The sequence below is a fragment of the Azospirillum lipoferum 4B genome, assembly GCF_000283655.1.
Taxonomy (GTDB): domain Bacteria; phylum Pseudomonadota; class Alphaproteobacteria; order Azospirillales; family Azospirillaceae; genus Azospirillum; species Azospirillum lipoferum_C.
The window spans coordinates 530,772-547,627 of sequence record NC_016586.1 but is presented as its reverse complement, the minus strand read 5'-3'; the positions used below and the strand labels follow the sequence as shown (position 1 = coordinate 547,627).

The 16,856-nt window shown below is 68.6% G+C and carries 15 protein-coding genes; 10 read left to right on the top strand and 5 right to left on the bottom strand.

What is annotated here, in order from left to right; genetic code table 11:
* Positions 1-61 precede the first annotated feature (61 nt).
* Positions 62-835, top strand: a complete 774-nt coding sequence (otnI, locus tag AZOLI_RS20695; protein WP_014189093.1) for a 2-oxo-tetronate isomerase — start codon at positions 62-64, stop codon at positions 833-835.
* A 7-nt stretch (positions 836-842) separates the two neighbouring features.
* Here otnI and AZOLI_RS20690 read toward each other — a convergent pair whose 3' ends face one another.
* The gene (locus tag AZOLI_RS20690; RefSeq protein WP_014189092.1) at positions 843-2,201 is read right to left on the bottom strand and encodes an Nramp family divalent metal transporter; all 1,359 of its coding nucleotides are present in this window, start codon (positions 2,199-2,201) and stop codon (positions 843-845) included.
* Between the two features lie 244 nt (positions 2,202-2,445).
* On the opposite strand from AZOLI_RS20690, the gene mntR reads away from it, so the two are divergent.
* Entirely contained in the window at positions 2,446-2,925 is a 480-nt protein-coding gene (gene mntR / locus AZOLI_RS20685) for a manganese-binding transcriptional regulator MntR (RefSeq protein WP_014189091.1), read from the top strand.
* A gap of 25 nt (positions 2,926-2,950) precedes the next feature.
* Here the strand turns inward: mntR and AZOLI_RS20680 are convergent, their stop codons facing one another.
* Genes AZOLI_RS20680 through AZOLI_RS30475 form a run of 3 tightly spaced genes read right to left on the bottom strand, consistent with a single transcriptional unit; the run spans position 2,951 to position 5,500 of the window.
* The gene (locus tag AZOLI_RS20680; protein ID WP_014189090.1) at positions 2,951-3,172 is read right to left on the bottom strand and encodes a hypothetical protein; all 222 of its coding nucleotides are present in this window, start codon (positions 3,170-3,172) and stop codon (positions 2,951-2,953) included.
* 3 nt (positions 3,173-3,175) lie between these two features.
* Positions 3,176-5,086: a ferrous iron transporter B gene (feoB, locus tag AZOLI_RS20675; RefSeq protein WP_014189089.1), complete on the bottom strand. Its 1,911-nt coding sequence runs from the start codon at positions 5,084-5,086 to the stop codon at positions 3,176-3,178.
* Positions 5,087-5,122: 36 nt separating this feature from the next.
* The gene (locus AZOLI_RS30475) at positions 5,123-5,500 is read right to left on the bottom strand and encodes a FeoA family protein (protein ID WP_014189088.1); all 378 of its coding nucleotides are present in this window, start codon (positions 5,498-5,500) and stop codon (positions 5,123-5,125) included.
* A gap of 775 nt (positions 5,501-6,275) precedes the next feature.
* Between AZOLI_RS30475 and AZOLI_RS20665 the strand changes: the two genes are divergently transcribed.
* The 8 genes from AZOLI_RS20665 (at position 6,276) to kduD (ending at position 15,642) form a co-directional block, all read left to right on the top strand.
* Positions 6,276-7,793: an MFS transporter gene (locus tag AZOLI_RS20665; protein ID WP_014189087.1), complete on the top strand. Its 1,518-nt coding sequence runs from the start codon at positions 6,276-6,278 to the stop codon at positions 7,791-7,793.
* Positions 7,794-7,879: 86 nt separating this feature from the next.
* On the top strand, positions 7,880-9,037 hold the full coding sequence (locus AZOLI_RS20660; protein WP_014189086.1) for an alpha/beta fold hydrolase: 1,158 nt from the start codon (positions 7,880-7,882) through the stop codon (positions 9,035-9,037).
* Between the two features lie 11 nt (positions 9,038-9,048).
* Positions 9,049-9,651: a histidine phosphatase family protein gene (locus tag AZOLI_RS20655; RefSeq protein WP_014189085.1), complete on the top strand. Its 603-nt coding sequence runs from the start codon at positions 9,049-9,051 to the stop codon at positions 9,649-9,651.
* A 99-nt stretch (positions 9,652-9,750) separates the two neighbouring features.
* Positions 9,751-11,427 (top strand): methyl-accepting chemotaxis protein, encoded by a 1,677-nt coding sequence (locus AZOLI_RS20650; protein WP_014189084.1) that lies wholly within the window; start codon positions 9,751-9,753, stop codon positions 11,425-11,427.
* A 164-nt stretch (positions 11,428-11,591) separates the two neighbouring features.
* On the top strand, positions 11,592-12,719 hold the full coding sequence (locus tag AZOLI_RS20645; protein ID WP_244442599.1) for a malate/lactate/ureidoglycolate dehydrogenase: 1,128 nt from the start codon (positions 11,592-11,594) through the stop codon (positions 12,717-12,719).
* Positions 12,720-12,934: 215 nt separating this feature from the next.
* The gene (gene kdgT, locus AZOLI_RS20640) at positions 12,935-13,951 is read left to right on the top strand and encodes a 2-keto-3-deoxygluconate transporter (protein WP_014189082.1); all 1,017 of its coding nucleotides are present in this window, start codon (positions 12,935-12,937) and stop codon (positions 13,949-13,951) included.
* 81 nt (positions 13,952-14,032) lie between these two features.
* Positions 14,033-14,869, top strand: coding sequence for a 5-dehydro-4-deoxy-D-glucuronate isomerase (gene kduI / locus AZOLI_RS20635; RefSeq protein WP_014189081.1), 837 nt, complete (start codon positions 14,033-14,035; stop codon positions 14,867-14,869).
* A gap of 14 nt (positions 14,870-14,883) precedes the next feature.
* Positions 14,884-15,642: a 2-dehydro-3-deoxy-D-gluconate 5-dehydrogenase KduD gene (kduD, locus tag AZOLI_RS20630; protein WP_014189080.1), complete on the top strand. Its 759-nt coding sequence runs from the start codon at positions 14,884-14,886 to the stop codon at positions 15,640-15,642.
* A gap of 49 nt (positions 15,643-15,691) precedes the next feature.
* Here the strand turns inward: kduD and AZOLI_RS20625 are convergent, their stop codons facing one another.
* The gene (locus AZOLI_RS20625; protein ID WP_014189079.1) at positions 15,692-16,855 is read right to left on the bottom strand and encodes a hypothetical protein; all 1,164 of its coding nucleotides are present in this window, start codon (positions 16,853-16,855) and stop codon (positions 15,692-15,694) included.
* Position 16,856 lies beyond the last annotated feature (1 nt).

Here is a 16,856-nt window from a genome sequence, read left to right as displayed (position 1 = left end):
TGTCCGGCCGCATCCGCCGGGGCAATCCCGGACGTTCCCCTCGCCAAGGCCGGTCCGCGCCATGCCCCGTTTCGCCGCCAACCTGACGATGATGTTCACGGAGCGGCCGTTCCTCGACCGGTTCGACGCCGCGGCGGATACCGGCTTCCGCGCCGTGGAGTATCTGTTCCCCTACGATCATGCGCCGGACGAGATCGCCGGCCGCCTTCAGCGCAACGGCCTGACCCAGGCCCTGTTCAACATGCCGCCCGGCGACTGGGCGGCGGGGGAGCGCGGGCTGGCCGCTCTGCCCGGCCGCTTCGATGAGCTGAAGGCCGGCGTCGCCACCGCGCTGCGCTATGCCGGGGCGACGGGGTGCCGCCGGCTGCACCTGATGGCCGGACTGGCCGATCCCGGCGATCCGGCGGCGGCGGCGCGCTATCGCGATGCGGTGCTGTATGCGGCCGATGCGCTGGGCGAGCGCGGCATCGAGCTGATGCTGGAGCCGATCAACGGCCGCGACATGCCCGGCTATTTTCTGAACGGATTCGCCGCCGCGGAAAGCCTGATCGCCGGCATCGGCCGGCCGAATGTGCGGCTGCAGTTCGACATCTACCACCGGCAGATCCTGCATGGCGACGTCACCATGGCGCTGCGCCGGCTGATGCCGATGATCGGCCATATCCAGATCGCCTCGGTCCCGTCCCGCCAGGAACCGGACGGGGAGGAGCTGAACTGGCCCTTCCTGTTCGCCGAGCTGGACCGGCTGGGCTATGGCGGCTTCGTCGGTTGCGAATACCGCCCGCGGGGCCGGACCGAGGACGGGCTCGGCTGGTTCGGCCCCTATCGCGCCTGACCGGCCGTTATGCCAGGACGGTGTCGTACAGCAGCTTCAGGTTCAGCACGACGATCACCGTGGCGACGATCCAGGACAGGGTGGCGACCCAGCCGGGAACGACGAAGTTGCCCATCTTGCTGCGGTCGGTGACGAAGCGGACCAGCGGGATCACCGCGAAGGGCAGCTGCATCGACAGCACCACCTGGCTGAACACCAGAAGCTGCGCCGTGCCGCGTTCGCCATAGATCGCCGTCACCACCACGACGGGGATGATGGCGAGCCCGCGGGTCAGCAGCCGGCGCGCCCAATGGGGCAGGCGCAGCCGCAGGAAACCCTCCATCACGATCTGGCCGGCCAGCGTCGCCGTCACCGTGGAATTGAGGCCGGAGGCCAGCAATGCCACCGCGAACAGCGTCGATGCGATGCCGAGGCCGAGCAGGGGCGACAGCAGCTCGAAAGCCTGTCCGATCTCTGCCACCTCGGTATGGCCGCTGCCGTGGAAGACGCTGGCTGCCAGGATCAGGATGGCGGCATTGACGAACAGCGCCAGCATCAGCGCGATGGTGCTGTCGGCGGTGGCCCAGGTGATGGCGTCGCGCCGCCCCTCCTCCGTCCGCGGATAGGCCCGCGTCTGCACGATGGAGGAATGGAGGTACAGGTTGTGCGGCATCACCGTCGCCCCCAGGATGCCGATGGCGATGTAGAGCATCTCGGGATTGGTGACGATCTCAGCCGACGGCACGAAGCCGTGCAGGACGGCGGCAACCGGCGGAGCGGCGGCGGCGATCTGCACCATGAAGCAGCCGGCGATGACCACCAGCAGCGCGATCACGAAGGCTTCCAGATAGCGGAACCCGCGCTGCATCAGCAGCAGGACCAGGAAGGCGTCCAGCGCGGTGATCAGCGCGCCGCCGATCAGCGGGATGCCGAACAGCAGGTTCAGCGCGATGGCGGTGCCGATCACCTCGGCAAGGTCGCAGGCGATGATCGCCGCCTCGCACGCCACCCACAGCACGAGGTTGACCGGACGCGGGTAATGGTCGCGGCAGGCCTGGGCCAGATCGCGCCCGGTGACGATGCCGAGCCTTGCGGCCAGCGACTGCAGCAGGATCGCCATCAGGTTCGACAGCATGATGACGGCCAGCAGCGTATAGCCGAACTGCGACCCGCCGGCGAGGTCGGTCGCCCAGTTGCCTGGGTCCATATAGCCGACAGACACCATGTAGCCCGGCCCGGCGAAGGCCAGCATCCGCCGCAGCCACAGGCCGCCCTGCGGCACCGCGACCGAGGCGTGGACCTCCGGCAGGCTGAGTCGCGCCTCGCCGTCCGGGCTGGAGTATCTCCAGGCCTTTGGGGATGGCAGGGCGGCTTCGGCTTCCGACATCGGCGAGACTCCTGGCCGAGTTGCGAATTGGTATCAATCAAGTATGTACCAGGACAACGAGTATGCAAGGTGCTATACTTTCCGGACCGCAACTTTTTTCCGGAATTGCCATCCACCCCCGAAGGATGCGCCTTCCGAAGGGTGGGAGCGGCCGGATCGATGGTGGGCTTGACGGCTGGCGGCTGGCGTCGGAGGGTGGGGCGCAACCGTTAGGGCACGACTTTCAGAGGAGGCGACGCGCGCGATGGCCGAATCCCGGAAGTCGCCTGAGTGGGAAGAGGGTGGGGCTGCGCCGGGCGATACCGTGTTGCCCGATGCCGAACTCCATGCCGAGGGGTTCCGCCGCACGCGGGAAGCGCAGCGCTCCGCCCTGGCCGAGGATTATGTGGAGCTGATCGCCGACCTGATCGAAAGCGGGCAGGAGGCGCGGCAGGTCGACATCGCTGCAAGGTTGGGTGTGGCGCAGCCCACCGTCGCCCGCATGCTCGACCGGCTGGCGGCGGAGGGGCTGGTCACCCGCAAGCCCTATCGGGCGGTGTTCCTGACCGAGGCCGGCCGCCGGATCGCCGAGGAAAGCCGGGAGCGCCACCAGACGGTGGAGGCCTTCCTGCGCTCCCTCGGCGTCAGCGCCGACACCGCGCGTATCGACGCCGAAGGCATCGAGCACCATGTCAGCGCCGAGACGCTGGACGCCTTCCGCCGCGCGCTGGCACGGGGCGGCTGACCGTCACCCCGCCGCAACGGCGTCCTCAATGGCTCCCGCAGGAGCCGCCCCGACGCCCGGCCGGCTTGGGTCCCGCCGCAGCGCAGCCGCAGCAGCCCCCGCCGCAACCGCCCGCCGGTGAGGGCGGGGCGGGGCGTCCGGCCAGACGGCGCAGTCGGTCGCGGGCCGGGGCCGGCAGCAGGATGGTCCAGGCGACCCAGGCGAAGGCCAGGGCGACGATCAGGCCGACGACGAGTTGCTCCATCATCGTTCACCCTCCCAGCAGGGCGCTGGACAGCCGGAAGGTGACGAAGGCGGCACCATAGGCGAGCAGCGTCATGTAGGCGATCATCACCAGCATCCAGAACCAGGAGTTGGTCTCCCGCTTCACCACCGACAGGGTGGAGACGCATTGCGGTGCGAACACGAACCATGCCAGCAGCGACAGGGCCGTCGGCAGGCTCCAGTCCGCCGCCAGCACGCCGGACAGCGATCCGGACAGCGCGTCCCCCGTCTCGCTCAGTGCATAGACGGTGCCGAGCGCCGCCACCGCCACCTCGCGCGCCGCCATGCCTGGAACCAGCGCGATGGCGATCTGCCAGGTGAAGCCGATGGGCGCCAGCAGCGGCGCCAGCGCATGGCCCAGCATGCCGGCGAAGCTGTAGTCGATTGCCGGACCGGTCGCGCCCTCGGGCGCGCCGGGGAAGCTGCCAAGGAACCACAGCAGGATCATGATGGCGAAGATCACCGTGCCGGCGCGGGCCAGGAAGATGCGGGCGCGTTCCAGCAGGCCGATCAGGATGTCGCGCGGGCTGGGCAGCCGGTAGGCCGGCAGCTCCATCAGCAGCGGCTCGCGCGCGCCTTTGAAGATCGTGCGCTTCAGCACGAAGGCCACCGCCAGTGCCGACAGGATGCCCGCGGCATAGAGCGTGAACATCACCAGCCCCTGCAGCCCGATCATGCCGCCGGCCACCGTCTGTTCGGGGACGAAGGCGGCGATGATCAGCGTATAGACCGGCAGCCGGGCCGAGCAGGTCATCAGCGGCGCGATCATGATGGTGGCCAGCCGGTCGGCGCGGTTCTCGATGGTGCGGGCCGCCATGATGCCGGGCACGGCGCAGGCGAAGCTGGACAGCAGCGGGATGAAGGCCCGGCCATGCAGCCCGACGCCGCCCATCAGCCGGTCGAGCAGGAAGGCCGCCCGCGCCATGTAGCCGGTGGATTCCAGGATCAGGATAAAGAGGAACAGCACCAGGATCTGCGGCAGGAAGATCACCACGCTGCCCACCCCGGCGATGATGCCGTCGGTGATCAGGCTCTTCAGCATGCCGTCGGGCAGGGCGGCACCGGCCGCCGCCTGGACCCAGCCGAGGGCGCCGTCGATCATGTCCATCGGCAGCGCCGCCCACGCGAACACCGCCTGGAACATCAGGAACAGCACCAGGAACAGGAAGGGCAGGCCGATGGCCGGGTGCAGCAGGGCCGCGTCGATGCGTTGCGTGGCGAGCGACGGCTTTCCGGCATCGCGCAGTGCCGCGGCCAGGATGGCTTCGACCTCCTGGTGGTAGGCGCGCAGGTCCCGTGCCGATGGCTCGCTCCAGCCGCAGGGCGCCGGGGGACCGTTGCCCGCCATCACCATCATGCTGCGGTCGATCTGGTCGAGCAGGCCGACCACGCCGGTGCGCTTGATCGCCACCGTCGGCACCACCGGCACGCCGAGCGCCGCCGACAGGGCCGCCGCATCGACGCGGCAGCCGCGCGCCTCGGCGACATCCATCATGTTGAGCGCCAGGATGATGGGGCGGCCGAGCTTCTTCAACTCCAGCACCAGCCGCAGATGCAGGCGCAGGTTGGTGGCGTCGGCGACGCAGACCATCACGTCCGGCGGCGTTTCATGCTCGAACCGGCCGAGCACGACGTCGCGTGTCACCTCCTCGTCGGGGGAGCGGGCGCGCAGGCTGTAGGTGCCGGGCAGGTCGATCAGCTGGACGCGTGCGCCGGCGGGGCTCAGGAACTCGCCCACCTTGCGCTCCACCGTGACGCCGGGATAGTTGGCGACCTTCTGGCGGGCGCCGGTCAGGGCGTTGAACAGGGCGGTCTTGCCGCAGTTCGGGTTGCCGACCAGCGCGATGCGAGGCGGTGCGGTGAAAACGGGGGCGGCCAAAGCGGCAGAATCAGACATCGCGGAAATCCTTTCCGCAGGAAGGGGAGGTGACGCTCAGCCGAGCGTCACCAGAACGGCGTGCGCCTCTGCCCGGCGCAGGGCCAGGGTGTGGTCGTCGATGCGCACGGCAAGCGGATCGGAGCCCGGGAATCCCTCATGCAGGATCTCCACGCGGGCGCCTTCGATCAGGCCCATCTCGATCATGCGGCGTTCCAGTTCGCCGGGGGGCAGCGGGGTGGCGACCGCGCTCTCGTCGAGACCGGTCACCACCGCGCGCTGGCCCTTGCGCAACGCGCCGAGACGGCAGCCGTCGACAGCGGGCGGCGGGTCGGAGGAGGTGCCGGGCGCCGGACCGGGCGTCATGCGGGCAACGGGGGAGGAAAGGGCGGCGGAAGCGGGTCCGGAATTCGGAGCCGACACGGGGGCAGTCATGGGGGATCACCTTTCGGCTGCACGGCACCGGCAGGGCGTGCAATTCGGCGGCAGCGGGCCGCAGGCCCCATAATGATGCGAATCACTCTTAACAGCGATGTGGCGAAGCGTCGCAAAGCCCTGCTATGGATGTGCCGCAGAAGGGGAGCGCGTCGGGAATCTGATCAAGGCCATGTTTTTTCCTGCAATTTTGCTGTGCAGATGTGGTGCTGACCGGCATGTGCGAACGGCCGGGCGAACTACTTTTTGTGGAGATAACGGCTATTTCCCAATTTGAAATAGCGTCGAACGGTTATGCTGCACCGCAACCGACGTTTGTTCTTTGGGGGTGGAGATCCCGGTTGCTTTGGTATGTGCTGTAGCGCAGACAAGAAAACAGTCGATTTTCACATGAAAAGGTCGTTGCTCCCTATCTCCGCGGGTATCCATCAGCATTTTACCAAAGATCTTCAGTATCAGCGATTTGAACAATCTGCATACATGGATATGTAACAATCCAGACGGAACTTTTATTTCCAACGCAATTTCGGTTTACCAATTCTTTGGAGTTACGATTTAGCCTCCAACCCACTTCCTGAAAGCGGTTGTGTGTCTGGAGCTACCTATGCAACCAAATTCGGTCGCACGTCCGCGCGTGACTCTGCCTGTCATCACGATAACTATCCTCTTCATCCTGTCTTTTCTGGTTTGTGCTAAATTCAATGCAATCGATGTCTCAGCGATTGAGTCCGATGCCGCACAGGTTGTGTTAAATGCCGTTGTTCGTAATCGCTTGATGGCGGTTGCCGCCGCAGTTTCGGCTGTGGTGGTGCTGTCGGCTCTGTTGGTGCCGGTCCTGCTGCGCGCAGCCGGAGCCACGCCCTTGCGCGCCGTTGCGATGGTGGCGACGGCACTGCTTGCTTTTGCGGCCGGGGTGCTGCCGCAGCTGACCTCCGTGCTGCCGACCGAGGCGCTGCACGGCTTCCTCTATGACGGCGGCGTTCTGCTGGTCGTCCTGCTTCTGCTGGTGTTCGAGGCTCTGCTCCTGCTTGCCGCGGCGCCGCGCCGTGGGGGATCGGAATCGACATCGGCGGTGGCGGGAATGCGCGCCGCGCTGTTCCTGTTCATGCTGGCGGAGGAGCTGTCGCGATCCTTCCTGCCGCTTTACACGCGCGAGCTCTACACGCCGGTGCCCGGCCTGTCGGAAGCCCTGATGATGGGTCTGCCGATCGGGTTGTTCATGGCGCTGGTCGCAGTCTTCACCCCCTTTGCCGGCACCTGGGCCGACCGGTTCGGCAGCCGCCGCACATTGTTGCTGGGCACCCTGCCGGCGGTCGCCGGATTCGCCGGGACGGCGCTTGCCGGGTCGCTGGCGGAACTGCTGCTGTGGCGCAGCGCCTGCGCGCTCGGCTATGCGGTGATGTTCATCGGCGCGCAGGGCTTCATCGCCCGCCACACCCCGGCCGGACAGCGGGCGCGCGGCATGGCGCAGTTCGTCGCCGCCGTGGTCGTCGCCGGCCTGTGCGGCGCGCCGCTGGGCGGCATCCTGGCCGACCTTCTCGGCTATCGCGCCACCTTCGCGGCCTCGGCCCTGCTGGCACTGGCCGCCGCCGTCGCCGCCGCAACCCTGCTGCCGGCCGACCGGGCGGAGCGGGCACGGAATCGCGGCTTCCGCCTGGGCGAAGTCAAAGGCCTGCTCGCCAACCCGCGCTTCGTCGCCCTGCTGCTGTTCTCGTCGGTGCCGACGAAGCTGATGCTGACCGGCTACCTCTTCTATCTGGTCCCGGTCTCCCTCCATGCGGCGGGCGAGACGCCGGCGGGGATCGGCCGGCTGATGATGACCTATGGGCTGATCATCGTGCTTTTCGGACCCTGGGTGTCGCGGCTGGCCGACCGCACCGGCCGCCACGCCCTGTTCGCCGGGATCGGCGGGCTGGTCGGCGGGGCCGGCACGCTGGCGATCCTTCAGGACCCAGGCGTTCCCGGCATCCTGGCCGGCATCGCGGCACTGGGCGTCGCCCACGCCCTGAACAACGCCACCCAGCTCGCCCTGGTGCCGGAGGTCTGCCGTAGGGAATGCGCCCGCATGGGCGAGTCCAGCGTCTTCGCCGTCTACCGCCTGCTGGAGCGGGGCGGGTCGGTGGCCGGCCCGCTGTTGGCCGCCGCCGTCGCCGACCGTTTCGGGACTCACGCGGCGCTGGTTGCGCTGGGAGTGCTGGGCATGCTGTGCGGCACGGCCTTCTGCGCGGTGTTCCTGCTGGCCCCGGCGGCATCCCCCGCATCACGGACAGCCGGGGAGGGCGCCGCCCCATGACCACCGCACGCCCGCTGACATTGCCGCATTCATCGATTCCCCACCCATCGACCCCCCACCCATCGATCAAGGAGGCGAAGACGCCCATGCCTGACCAGATGCTCGTGGAGCCGCTTTGCACCATGCCGGCCCTGCCGTCCTGCGGCAGCAAGCCCCTTCCCGCCGATGGCCGCCATGGCCGCGCGATGGAGGCGCTGCGCGCCACGCTTGATGCGCTCGGCATCGGATCGGTCGAAGAGATCAACTGGAAGACCTATGACACGATCATGCGGGTGATCGAGCCGCTGATCGGCGCCGGCCACACGCTCCGCCATTTCGACTACACCCACAGCGCCGCGCTGCAGCCCGGCACGGTGGAGCGGTTGCGCAGCGACTACAGCATCCGACTCGCCTATACGGAATGGGGCAGCCCGCAGAATCCGGCGCTGATCTGCCTCGGCGGCATCGCCAACTCGGCCCGGCGCTTCGACTATGTCGCCCGTGCCCTGTCGCGCCATTACCATGTCCTGTGCCTGGACTGGGCGGGGCGCGGCCGCAGCGGCTGGCTGGCGGACCAGTCCGACTACAGCTTCGACGCCAATGTCGCCCAGGTGCTGGCGCTGATCCGGCACAAGCGGCTGGGGTCGGTCACGCTGCTCGGCTCCTCGCTCGGCGGCAATGTCGCCATGCGGGTGGCGGCCGAGGCGCCGGAGCTGGTCGACGGGCTGATCCTCAACGACATCGGCCCCTTCATCCCGAACGAGCGTCGCCGCCGCCGCGCCGAATCGGTCGCCCGCCACTATGTCTTCCGCCATCCGGCGCAGCTGTTCCACCGCACCGGCGCCGCCCAGAAGAACGACGGGCCGGTGGACGATACCGTGCTTCTGCACAACAGCTTCCACCAGACCCGCTGGTCGGAGGAGAATGGCGGCCGCGTCTACCGCCACGACATCCGCGCGCTGCAATGCTACCGCGACGGCGCCGCCCAGGACCATGACCAGTGGGACGACTGGCAGCGGGTATCCTGCCCGGTGCTGCTAGTCCACGGCATGATGAGCGACGCCCTGCAAGAGTCGACCATCGCGCGGATGATGGAGAAGCCGCGGGTCAGCGTCGTCCATGTGCCGGACGTCGGCCATACCCCGACGCTGAGCGATCCGCTGCACATCGACACCCTGCGCCGCTGGATCGCGACTCCCCATGGCTTGCCGGCGGAAAGCACCATCGGCTGGACCGCGGGCGCCGACCGCATCCTGTTCCGCTGAGGGGCCCGGCGATGACCGACCGCTTCCATTTCGTGCGCCACGGCCAGACCGAGGACAACCGCCGTGGCGTGCGCTGCGGCGGCGACCGCGACATCGCGCTGACCGAACAAGGCATTGAGCAGGCTCGCCGGGCTGCGGAGCGATTCCGCGCCCAGGGGCACGACTGCGGCCTGGTGATCGCCGGGCCACTGCAGCGCACCGCGGTCACCGGCGCCCTGTTCGCCGAGGCGCTGGGCGTCCCGCTTCTCTCCCGCGACTGGTTGCGCGAGCGCCGGCTGGGGGAGTGGAACGGGCTGCCGATCGACCTGACCCGCCCCTGGTTCGCCGTCGGCGAGACCCCGCCGGGCGGCGAGAGCGAGGGCGCGTTCGCCGCGCGCGTCCTCGACGGCGTGGAGGAACTCGTCGACCCCGCCGCCGACCTGCTGGCCCGCCGGCCGCTGCTGGTCGGCAGCAAGGGCATCGGCCGCATCCTGCTGCACCGTCTGGCCGGCCGGCCGGGGGTGGAGCTGGAGAATTGCGAAGTCGTGGCCTTCACCCGTCTGTCCGCCCCGCCGGGCGGGCCGGGGCGGTGGCGCTGCGACCAGCTGGAAAGGCTGGCCGGATGCGCCGCCTGACCGAAGACGACCAACCGACCGACAAACCGACCAACCAGATCGAACGATGCGTGGATGCCATGCGGTGCCGCGTGGATCAGGACTGAGGAGAAGGGCGTGATGAAGCTCAAGATTGGTACACGGCTGATGCTGCTGGTGTTCGGTGTGGCGTTGCTCAGCACGCTCGCCGCCGCCTCCGTCCACCTGACGGGAATGCGCACGAACCTGATCGAACAGCGCAAGGCCAAGGTCAAGGAGATGGTCGACGCCGCCTCCTCGGTGGTCGCGCTGTATGGGGAACAGGAGAAGGCCGGCAAGCTGAAGCGTGCGGAAGCGCAGGAGCTTGCCCGCAACGCCGTGCGCGCCATGCGCTATGGCAACGGCGAGTATTTCTTCGTCTATGACTATTCCGGCGTCAGCCTGGTCCACGGCCTGCGCCCGCAGGTCGAGGGCAAGAACCTGCTGAATTTGAAGGATCCCGACGGCGTTCCCTTCAACCTGCAGATGACGGACGCGGCCAAGGCCGGCGGCGGCTTCGTCGCCTTCCGCCACAAGCGCACCGACACCGCCGATCCGTCGCCGAAGATCGCCTATGCCACCGGCTACCAGCCCTGGCAGTGGATGATCGGCACCGGTCTCTACACCGACGACGTCGATGCGGAGTTCCAGGCCCGCGCCCTGCGTGAACTGGGCGTCACCCTGCTGCTGCTGGCGATCAGCGTCGGCATCGGCATCTGGGTCTCGCGTGGCATGTCGCGTCCGCTGCTGGCGATCCGCGACGTGCTGGGCCGTATCGGCGCCGGCGACCTGACCGTCACCGTTCCCCATGCCGACCGTCCGGACGAGATCGGCGACATGGCCCGTGCCGTGGCCGGCCTCGCCACCACCCTGCAGACCGCCCGCGACGAGAGCCAGCGCGCCGAACTGGACCGTGCCGCCCGCGACATCCAGCGCGAGCGGCTGTCCGCCCGCGCCGCCGAGTTTGCCCGTGCGATGGACGAGGTCGTGGCGACGCTCAGCACCACCACCGTCGCCCTGCACGAGCGCACCGCGGCGCTCAGCAACGACGCCGCCAGCACCACCGATCAGGCGCATGCCGCCGCCGGTGCCGCCCAGGGCGCATCCGACAGCGTCGAGTCTGCCGCCCAGGCCAGCGAGGAGCTGCGCGGCTCCATCGCCGCCATCAGCCGTCAGGTGGAAAGCGCCGCCCAGACCGCGTCGCGTGCGGTGACCGAGACCTCCAACACCACCGGCATCGTCACCGGCCTCGCTTCGGCCGCCGAGCAGATCGGCGCGGTGGTAGAGCTGATCAACTCCATCGCCGGCCAGACCAACCTGCTGGCTCTGAACGCCACCATCGAAGCGGCGCGTGCCGGCGAGGCCGGCAAGGGCTTCGCCGTCGTGGCGAGTGAGGTGAAGAGCCTCGCCACCCAGACCGCCAAGGCGACAGAGGACATCCAGTCGCAGGTGGGGGCGATCCGCGCCGCGACCGCCAACGCCATCGGCGCCATCGAGGGCATCGCCAGCCTGATCACCAACCTCAGCGCCCTGAACGGCGAAGTGGCGTCGGCCGTGCAGCAGCAGGAGGCGGCAACCCACCAGATCTTCGCCAACGCCCGCACCGCCGCCGACAACTCCCGTCAGGTCACCAGCAGCGTCGGTTCGCTCTCGGCGACCATGACCACGACCAGCGAGCGGATGCGCCTGGTGTCCACCAGCGTGGAAAGCGTGTCGGAGCAGTCGGAGCGTCTGAAGGACGAGGTCCGCCGCTTCGTGGCCGAAGTCAACGCGGCCTGACCTGATGGTCACCGGCTCCCGGCGGTGCAGGTCGCCGGGAGCCGTCTCCTCGGCGATTTCTGCCCTCCCATTTCCGCCCTTGTTCCGGTTGTACGGCCGGGACCAAATAGGGACCTGAAATGGGGCCGTCGCCCGGTGGCGGCGGTCGCCCGTCGGGAAGGCAGATGATGACTGAGACTCCAAAGGATCCCTTCGCCGCGGCGGCATCCTTCAATGCCGGCGTCTATGGCACCAGCATCCGGCCTGTACAGGCCGACAGGCTGGCCGAGGCCGTGCGCCGCCTGCTGCGGGCGGCCGGCAGCGAAGAGGGTGAGGCGCGGGTGGTCGCCGACCATCTGGTCGAGGCGAACCTCCGCGGGCATGACAGCCACGGCGTCGGCATGCTCGCCATGTATATGCCGGCCATCGTCGCCGGGCTGCTGCGTCCCAACCAGCACGCCACCGTGATCGGCGAGTCGGGTCCCTTCCTGTCGGTTTCCGGCGGCAGCGGCTATGGTCAGGTGATCGCGCGGGAGGCGACGGACCTCGCCATCCAGCGGGCGCGGCGGGACGGGCTGGCGGTGCTGTCCCTGCGCGACAGCCATCACATCGGCCGCGTCGGCTCCTATGGCGAGCAATGCAGCGATGCGGGCCTCGTCGCCATGGCCTTCGTCAATGTCGTCACCCGCCCGGCGGTGGCGCCGCATGACGGCACCCGGCCACGGCTGGGCACCAACCCGATCTGCATCGCGATTCCGGCCACGCAGGCGACCCCGGCCCTGATCCTGGATTTCGCCACCAGCGCCGTGGCCGTCGGCAAATGCCGGGTCGCCATGGGCAAGGGGCAGGAGATGGCGCCGGGCCTGCTGCTCGATTCACATGGCGAGGCCACGCGCGATCCCGGCGTGATGTTCCAGGATCCGTCCGGCGCGCTGCTGCCGCTGGGCGGCCACAAGGGGTTCGGCCTGTCGCTGATGTGCGACGTGCTGGCCGGGGCGCTGGCGTCGGCGATGCCCGGCACGCCGGCGCACCAGGATTCCGGCCGGGTGATGAACAACATGTTCGCCATCGTCTTCGACCCGGCACGCGGCGGCAATGCCCAGTGGGCCGCGGATCTCGACGATCTGGTCGCCTATATCCGCGACACGCCCACCGCACCCGGCGCCGACGCCATCCAGATGCCGGGCGAGCCGGAAAGCCGCACCCGCGGGCAGCGGCTGGCCGACGGCATCCCGCTCGACGGCGCCACCCTGGCGATGCTGGACAGCCTGGGCCGGGAGTGCGGGGTGGAACTGGCGGAGTTGCTGGCCTGACCGTTCGCGACGCCTGAGGAGCGCGGCCGCAGCCCCTTCCGCGCTCCTGTCGCCCCTGCCTTTGCCCGTGTTCCTGCGAAAATTCCGAATTGATCCATATCAAGGCCTTTCGCAGCGCTGCACACTAGTATACTAGTACACACGAACACAACGCGGCCAGCCGGCCGCGCGCTCCCGGCGCAAACCCAGAGCGGGCATTTCAGGAGCCTAGCGTCATGAACATCAAGAAGCGCATAGACAGCATCCCCGGCGGAATGATGATCGTTCCCCTGTTCCTGGGTGCCTGCCTGAACACCTTCGCCCCGAACACCGGCAAGTTCTTCGGCTCCTTCACCAACGGGCTGATCACCGGCACGCTGCCGATCCTGTCGGTCTGGTTCTTCTGCATCGGCGCCAGCATCAGCCTGAAGGCCACCCCGTTGGTCCTGCGCAAGAGCGGCGTCCTGGTTTCGGTGAAGATCATCACCGCGGCGCTGGCCGGCGTCGTCGCTTCCTGGTTCATCCCGACCGAGGGCATCTCTTCGGGCTTCCTCACCGGCCTGTCGGTTCTGGCGATCATCGCCGCGATGAACGACACCAACGGCGGCATGTATATGGCGCTGATGCAGCAGTACGGCACCAAGGAGGAAGCCGGCGCCTTCTGCCTGATGTGCCTGGAATCCGGCCCCTTCATGACCATGGTCACGCTGGGCATCGCCGGTCTGGCCGTCTTCCCGTGGCAGACCATGGTCGGCGCCCTGCTGCCCTTCGTCATCGGCTTCGCGCTGGGCAACCTGGACAAGGATCTGCGTGCCTTCTTCACCCAGGGCGTGGGCGTCATGGTTCCCTTCTTCGCCTTTGCTCTGGGCAACAACCTGAACTTCACGACGATCCTGAACACCGGCCTGCTGGGCATCGTCCTGGGTCTCGCCGTGATCGTCGTCACCGGCACGACGCTGGTCCTGGCCGACATCTTCCTGGCCAAGGGCAACGGCACGGCCGGCATCGGTGCCGCCTCCACCGCCGGTGCGGCCGTCACCGTCCCGCCGATCATCGCCTCGATCGAGCCGTCCTTCGCCCCGTCCGCTCCGGCCGCCACGGCCCTGGTCGCCACCAGCGTGGTCGTCACCGCCCTGCTGACGCCGCCGTTGACCGCCTGGTGGGCCCGCCGCTTCGGCGTGCTGTCGCCCCGCTACCAGGCCGCCGAAGCCGCCAAGGCCGCTCAGCCGGCGCAGGCCGTCGCCGCCGAATAAAGCTTCAACGCGGTCCCGGCAGCGCCCCGCCGCCGCCGGGACAGCTTGCCACCGAATGCCCGCCTTCAGAGGAACGCCATCATGAAGATCACCACCCGGTACGACACCCATCCCGCCGACGCGCGCGGCTACGACACTGAGACCCTGCGCGACCGCTACCTGATCGACGGGATCTTCCAGGCCGACGACATCGTCCTGACCTACAGCCACGTCGACCGCGTCGTCGCCGGTGGCGCCATGCCGGTTTCCGCCCCGCTTGCCCTGGTGGCGACCAAGGAGATCGGGTCCGACACCTTCCTGGAGCGCCGCGAGCTCGGCCTGTTCAACGTCGGCGGCGCCGGCCGCGTGACGGTCGACGGGACCGTCTACGATCTGGAGACCCGCGACGCCCTCTATGTCGCGATGGGCAGCGTCGACATCCGCTTCGAAAGCCTGGACAGCGCCAATCCGGCCAAGTTCTATCTGGTCAGCACCCCGGCCCATGCCCGGTTCGAGACCATGAAGATCTCCGCCGCCCAGGCCAAGCAGCGCCCGCTGGGCGAGACCGCCACCGGCAACAAGCGCGTCATCTACCAGATGATCCACCCGGACGTGGTGCGCACCGCCCAGCTGGTCATGGGCCTGACCGTGCTGGAAAACGGCAACATGTGGAACAGCATGCCGTGCCACACCCACGAGCGCCGCTGTGAGTTCTATTTCTACTTCGACCTGCCGGACAGCGCGCGGCTGTTCCACTTCATGGGCGAGCCGACCGAGACGCGCCACATCGTGGTCGCCAACGAGCAGGCGGTGATCTCGCCCTCCTGGTCGATCCATTGCGGCGTCGGCACCCACAGCTACTCGTTCATCTGGGCGATGGGCGGCGACAACCAGACCTTCGACGACATGGACCAGGTTTCCCTGGCCTCGATGCGCTAACGGAGACGCGACACATGACCAAGCCTTTCGATCTGACCGGCAAGGTGGCCCTCGTTACCGGGGCCAACACCGGCATCGGCCAGGGCATCGCCCTGGCCCTGGCCCAGGCCGGCGCCGACATCGCCGCCGTCGACGTCGTCTCGCTGGACGAGACCAAGGGCCTCGTCGAGGCCGCCGGCCGCAAGTTCCACGGCATCCATGCCGACCTGACCAGCATCGCCCCGGTCCAGGGGCTGGTCGAGGAAACGGTCGGCACCTTCGGCAAGCTGGACATCCTGGTCAACAATGCCGGCCTGATCCGTCGTGCCGACGCGGTGGACTTCACCGAGGCCGACTGGGATCTGGTGATGAACATCAACATCAAGACGGTGTTCTTCCTCTGCCAGGCCTTCGGGCGCTATGCCATCGACAACGGGCGCAAGGGCAAGATCGTCAACATCGCGTCCATGCTGTCCTTCCAGGGCGGCATCCGCGTGCCCTCCTACACCGCGTCGAAGAGCGGCGTCGCCGGCATCACCAAGCTGCTGGCCTGCGAATGGGCGGGCAAGGGCATCAACGTGAACGCCATCGCGCCGGGCTACGTCGCCACCAACAACACCGCCGCCCTGCGCGCCGACGAGAAGCGGAACGCCGAGATCCTCGGCCGCATCCCGGCCGGCCGCTGGAGCGTGCCGTCCGACATCGGCGGCCCGGCGGTGTTCCTGGCCTCCGACGCGGCCGACTACATCCACGGCACCATCCTGCCGGTCGACGGCGGCTGGCTGGCGCGCTGATCGGTTCTTCCACGGCCTGCATTCCGGGAGTTCCCCGGGATGCAGGCCGTCAGCGTTTTTGGGGAGCGATCTCCACCGGCATGCGGACGAGGTCGCGGTTCCAGGTGATCTTGCACCCGGTCAGGTTCAGCCGCGTCATGTAGAGGTAGGCGGTTCCGCCGACATCCTCGAAATTGCGGCTCTCGCTGCCGGGGTCGAGAAGGGCGGGATAGTCGAAGGCGGCGGCATCGCCGCAGCCGTAGCGGAACAGCAGCGGCGCGGCCCACAGCAGCTCCGGCTTCGACCAGGTGAGCAGGTCCGGCGATGTCGTCGTCCACATGCCGGTCTGTCCGTCGCGGGTCATCGCCAGCGTGGCGATGAACTGGCCGCTCGCCCGGTGGCGGACGATGCTGCGCACGGTGCCTTGCAGTGTGTCGGGCGCCACCGGGGCGCAGAGATGGGCTTCCGGCGAATCCGCGGCTTGTCCGTCGCGGACGAAGCGGACCGCGAAGGACTTCCCGTCCCAGCCGCGCCAGGATTGCGGATCGGCGAGACTGTCGGTCCGCATCAGGCAGGCGCCGCGCTTCTGCGCGCCGAAGCGTTCGGCCCACAGGAAGGCGTACCAGTGATCGCCATGGCGGACGATGTTGCTGGGCGCGAAATAGCCGGTGCGCTTGCCGGCGTCGCCGCTGTAGGGATAGGGCAGCGTCGCGACGGTGTGGCCGGGCGGCGCGGTGCTCAGCCGGAAGCTCGCCCCGCCGTCGGTGGAGACCGCCGCGGTGATGCTGTTGCGCCAGCAGCGCATATAGTCGCCGGACGGGCAGAGCGCCCGCCGTTTCTGGGCATGGAACTCGTTGCTGACCAGCGCGAACACCGTGCTGCCGTCCAGCGTGTAGAAGGATGAGATCCAGCTGCGGTCGTCGTGCAGGCGGGGATCGTCCTGGCCGTGGCCCTGGAAGATGATGACGCAGTTGGGGCGCACGTCATTCAGTGACGGGCCGGTGAGTGCCCGCGCGGTGGAGTGCGAGGCGATCAGATGCACGGTGCCGTCGGCATCGCGGAAGGCGCGCGCCGGGGTGTCCGGCGCGTCGCTCTGCGCGCAGGCGTCGCGCTGCCAGGAGGTGACCGCTTCCGGCTCCCCGGCCTTTCTGACCGTCAGCGCCTGCGCTCCCGCCGTCCCGGACACCAGGACGATGCCCAGGGACAGTGCGAGCGCCGCGGTCCGACTGCGCATG

Coding starts and splice junctions, on each gene's coding strand:
- AZOLI_RS20655 (WP_014189085.1), top strand. CDS start 9,049: ATGACCGACCGCTTCCATTTCGTGCGCCACGGCCAGACCGAGGACAAC.
- AZOLI_RS20690 (WP_014189092.1), bottom strand. CDS start 2,201: ATGTCGGAAGCCGAAGCCGCCCTGCCATCCCCAAAGGCCTGGAGATAC.
- kduD (WP_014189080.1), top strand. CDS start 14,884: ATGACCAAGCCTTTCGATCTGACCGGCAAGGTGGCCCTCGTTACCGGG.
- AZOLI_RS20625 (WP_014189079.1), bottom strand. CDS start 16,855: ATGCGCAGTCGGACCGCGGCGCTCGCACTGTCCCTGGGCATCGTCCTG.
- AZOLI_RS30475 (WP_014189088.1), bottom strand. CDS start 5,500: ATGACTGCCCCCGTGTCGGCTCCGAATTCCGGACCCGCTTCCGCCGCC.
- kdgT (WP_014189082.1), top strand. CDS start 12,935: ATGAACATCAAGAAGCGCATAGACAGCATCCCCGGCGGAATGATGATC.
- AZOLI_RS20645 (WP_244442599.1), top strand. CDS start 11,592: ATGATGACTGAGACTCCAAAGGATCCCTTCGCCGCGGCGGCATCCTTC.
- AZOLI_RS20680 (WP_014189090.1), bottom strand. CDS start 3,172: ATGATGGAGCAACTCGTCGTCGGCCTGATCGTCGCCCTGGCCTTCGCC.
- AZOLI_RS20650 (WP_014189084.1), top strand. CDS start 9,751: ATGAAGCTCAAGATTGGTACACGGCTGATGCTGCTGGTGTTCGGTGTG.
- kduI (WP_014189081.1), top strand. CDS start 14,033: ATGAAGATCACCACCCGGTACGACACCCATCCCGCCGACGCGCGCGGC.
- AZOLI_RS20660 (WP_014189086.1), top strand. CDS start 7,880: ATGCCTGACCAGATGCTCGTGGAGCCGCTTTGCACCATGCCGGCCCTG.
- mntR (WP_014189091.1), top strand. CDS start 2,446: ATGGCCGAATCCCGGAAGTCGCCTGAGTGGGAAGAGGGTGGGGCTGCG.
- feoB (WP_014189089.1), bottom strand. CDS start 5,086: ATGTCTGATTCTGCCGCTTTGGCCGCCCCCGTTTTCACCGCACCGCCT.
- AZOLI_RS20665 (WP_014189087.1), top strand. CDS start 6,276: ATGGCGGTTGCCGCCGCAGTTTCGGCTGTGGTGGTGCTGTCGGCTCTG.
- otnI (WP_014189093.1), top strand. CDS start 62: ATGCCCCGTTTCGCCGCCAACCTGACGATGATGTTCACGGAGCGGCCG.